Below are 3742 nucleotides of genomic sequence, written 5' to 3' on the forward strand. Positions count from 1 at the left end.
GTGACGCCGCCTATGCTTCTACACATCTGTAGAACGCAGGGCGGCGGATCAGTGTTCCCGACCCGCCTCCCGTATCGACAGATCCAGAAGCACCAACAGAAGCAGAAACAGAAGCAGACCCATCACAGAGGAGTGGACGCCACGATGGTGTTCAAACGGCTGCTCGGCTCGCTGGGCGTGGGCGGCCCCACGGTGGACACGGCCCTCGAACCGGGCCCCGTCCGGCCCGGCGGGGAGCTCTCCGGCGAGGTCCGGCTCAGCGGCGGCGGCGCCGACTTCGACATCGAGCACATCACCCTGGAGCTGGTCGCCCGGGTCGAGGCGGAGACCGACGAGGACGGGCCGGGCGAGCGCCACGGCACCCTGATCTTCGACCGGTTCGTGGTCGGCGGCGGCTTCCGGCTGGCCGAGGGCGACAGCCGCACCGTCCCCTTCACCGTGCGGCTCCCCTGGGAGACGCCGCTCACCGAGCTGTACGGGCAGGACCTCGGCGTCGTCCTCGGCGTGCACACCGAGCTGTCCGTGGCCGGCGCCCGGGACAAGGGCGACCTCGACCCGCTCACCGTCGGCCCGCTCCCGGTGCAGGAGGCGATCCTCGAAGCCTTCGGACAGCTCGGCTTCGGCTTCCGCTCGGCCGACCTGGAGTACGGCCGGATCGGCGGCACGGGCCAGCAGCTCCCCTTCTACCAGGAGCTGGAGCTGTCCCCGGCACCGCAGTACGCCCACGCGGTGAACGAGCTCGAGGTCACCTTCCTCGCCACGCCCGGCGGCATGGAGGTGGTCCTGGAGGCGGACAAGCGCGGCGGCCCCTTCTCCGCCGGCCACGACGCGCTCACCCGTTTCACCGTCGCCCACGACGGCATCCACCACCACGACTGGACGGCTCTGGTCGACGGCTGGGTGCGCGAACTCGTCGACCACCGCTCCTCGTTCGTCACGCACTCCTCGTACGGACACGGCATGTACGGACACGACGCGTACGGACACGACGCGTACGGACACGACGCGTACGGGCAGGAGAGCCACGGCCACCGTTCGGGTCCCGGCGTGGGCACGGCCGTGGCGGTCGGTGCGGCCGGGCTCGCCGTCGGCGTGGTCGGCGGCCTGGTCGCCGCCGAGGTGGTCGACGAGGTGGGCGACTTCTTCGAAGGGGACGATGAAGACGGCGGGGACGGCGGGGACGGCGACGACGAGGGAGGCGAGGACTGACCATGTTCGGCATCAGTGAGATCGGCATCATCCTCATCGTGATCGTCCTGATCGTGGGGGCGAAGAAGCTCCCCGAACTCGCCCGCAACGCGGGCAAGTCGGCCCGCATCCTCAAGGCGGAGGCCCGCGCCCTGAGGAACAAGGAAGCGGTCGACGCGGACGCCCCGCCGCCGCGCGTCGTCCCCGGCGAGACGATCCCGCCCCGGGACCCGGACCAGGGACCGCACCCCCGGTGACGGCCTCCCGGAGGCGGCCTGTTCCTCCCCCGGCCTTCGGCCGGGGGTACCCCCTGACAGGCCCTAGGCGGCGCGGAACCGCCCCTCCGCCACGACCGTGACCAGCCCGTCCTGCGTCAGCCGGTCGAGGTGCTGCGCCGCCGTCCGCAGCTCCACCGGCCGCACGTGCGCTCCTTGCACGTGCGGCCGGTAGACGAGCCGGTGCTCGGCGATCTCGTCGACGGTCCGCGGCTCCTTCAGGAACGCGAGGAGCGCGGCGTCGCGCTTCTCGACGACACCCGCGAACGCGTCGAGCCGGCGCCGGAACTCATCGGCGCCCTCGATCACCCCCTTGTGGTGGGCCGTGCCGAACCACTTCGCGTCGATCTCCCGGCACCGGCGCATCGACGCCTCGAAGTCGGCGAGGCTGCTGCCGACGTCGCCGTAGTACGGGCCGAACGACGTCAGGTCGATGTCGCCCACGTAGAGGAAGCCGTCAGGCTCGACCAGGAAGCCGCAGTGGCCGGCGGTGTGGCCGGGCAGGTGCACGACGGTGACGGTGCGCCCGCCGAGGTCGAACACGGCGCCGTCCTCGAACCGCAGCGCGTCGGGCCGCCCGCGAACGTGGAACTCGTCCCGCATCAACGCGTCGTGGGCGTCGACCGCCTCGTCCGGCAGTCCGATCCCGGCGACCAGCGCCGCGCGGGACCGCAGCGCGTCGAGGTCGCCGGCGTGGACGTGGACCGGCACGTCGTCGTAGCGCCCGAGCCCGGCGATGTGGTCCTCGTGGGCGTGACTGACGAGGACCAGGTCCGCGGGTGGCGCGCCCCCGACGAGCGTCAGCGACGGATCGACGACCAGCGAGGCGTCCGTGCCGCGGACGAGCAGCGGATTCGCGTACGGATAGGCGCCTCGGTCGGCGCCCACGAGCACGTCGACCTCGCCGTACGCCACTGCCGTGTATCCCACGCTACCCATGTCCATGACGAGCAGTCTCACCCATCGCGCTCCGGCCGGACAGCGGCGACGGTTCGCTCAGAGCTCGACGAGGTCGACCGGACGGCCGTCCTTGGGGAACGGCAAGGAGTGGTAGTCGATGGGCGGCACGTAGGCGGGGTCCACGGTCCAGCGGTACTCGCGCAGCAGGCGGTGCGTGATCGCCTTGATCTCCAGTCCGGCGAAGTACATCCCGATGCACTTGTGGACGCCGCCGCCGAACGGCTCCCAGGCGTACCGGTGCGATCTGTCCTCGCGGCGCTCCGGGCCGAACCGGTCGGGGTCGAAGGCCGTCGGATCCGTCCAGTACTCCTCCATGAAGTGGGTGAACTGGAGGCCCAGCAGCACATCGGTCCCGGCGGGAATCCGCACGCCCTGCACGGTCGTGTCCCTGACCGCGTACCGGACCAGCGTCGGCACCGGGGCCTGCAGCCGCAGCGCCTCCCGCATGACCAGGTCGATCGCCTCCAGGCCCTCCAGTTCGGCCATCGACGGCGCGGGGCCGAGGGCGAGCGCCTGAGCGCGGCAGCGGCCCTGCCAGTGCGGGTGCTGGCCGAGGTGCTGGAGGATCGTGGAGGTCGTGACGGTCGAGGTGTCGTGGGCCGCCATCATCAGGAAGATCATGTGGTTCACCACGTCGTCGTCGGTGAACCGCTCGCCGTCCTCCGTCTCGATGTGGCAGAGCACCGAGAAGATGTCGTCGGTCCGTTCGCGGCGCTTCGCCGGGAGGTAGTGCCGCAGGAACTCCTCCAGCACCTTGCGACCGCGGTAGGCCCTGCCCCACCGGGTGAACGGGACGTCGGCGCGGACCACTCCGGCCGCGGCCTGCACGCAGGCGACGAACGCCTTGTTGACCCGGTCCATCTCCGCCTGGCCGGTGTCCTCCGCGCCGCCCATGAAGAGGTCCGCGGCGATGTCGAGGGTCAGCTGCTTGAGCTTCCAGTACGAGGGGAACGCCCCGTCCGCCTCCCAGTGCGCCGTGCCCCGCTCGATGGCGGGGTGGAGTCGGCGGGTGTAGGCGGCGAGCCGCTCACGGGTGAAGGCCTGCTGCATGATCCGCCGGTGTGCCCGGTGCTCGTCGAAGTCGATGAGCATGAGGCCGCGATGGAAGAAGGGACCGACGAGCTGCGCCCACGCCGGTTCGTTGGCGAACGCCTTGTCCTTGTTCAGCAGCGCCTCACCGATGGCGTCGGGCCCGAGCAGCAGCGCCGAGTTCTTCCCGAGCACGTGGAACGGCGCGACCGGGCCGTACCGCTCCCAGCTGCGCCGATAGAGCGCGACGGGATCCTTGGCGTACTCGAAGAGCTGCCCGATCCAGGGCA

Annotated in this window: 4 protein-coding genes; 2 read left to right on the forward strand and 2 right to left on the reverse strand. The window is 71.2% G+C overall.

Annotated features, from left to right (window positions below; all coding sequences use genetic code 11):
- Positions 1–144 precede the first annotated feature (144 nt).
- Positions 145–1209 carry a sporulation protein gene (locus M4J07_RS46980; protein WP_255983396.1) on the forward strand — a complete coding sequence of 355 codons (1065 nt, stop codon included), beginning with the start codon at positions 145–147 and terminating at the stop codon, positions 1207–1209.
- Positions 1210–1211: 2 nt separating this feature from the next.
- The gene (locus M4J07_RS46985; RefSeq protein ID WP_255983398.1) at positions 1212–1445 is read left to right on the forward strand and encodes a twin-arginine translocase TatA/TatE family subunit; all 234 of its coding nucleotides are present in this window, start codon (positions 1212–1214) and stop codon (positions 1443–1445) included.
- Between the two features lie 63 nt (positions 1446–1508).
- On the opposite strand, the gene M4J07_RS46990 is transcribed toward M4J07_RS46985, so the two are convergent.
- Both M4J07_RS46990 and M4J07_RS46995 read right to left on the reverse strand, forming a co-directional pair.
- Entirely contained in the window at positions 1509–2408 is a 900-nt protein-coding gene (locus M4J07_RS46990) for an MBL fold metallo-hydrolase (RefSeq protein WP_255983400.1), read from the reverse strand.
- 51 nt (positions 2409–2459) lie between these two features.
- A partial coding sequence (locus tag M4J07_RS46995) for a cytochrome P450 (RefSeq protein ID WP_255983402.1) occupies positions 2460–3742 on the reverse strand: 1283 nt, incomplete at its 5' end.

Origin of the sequence: Streptomyces longispororuber, from assembly GCF_024448165.1 — a bacterium.
GTDB classification, from domain to species: Bacteria; Actinomycetota; Actinomycetes; order Streptomycetales; family Streptomycetaceae; genus Streptomyces; species Streptomyces longispororuber_A.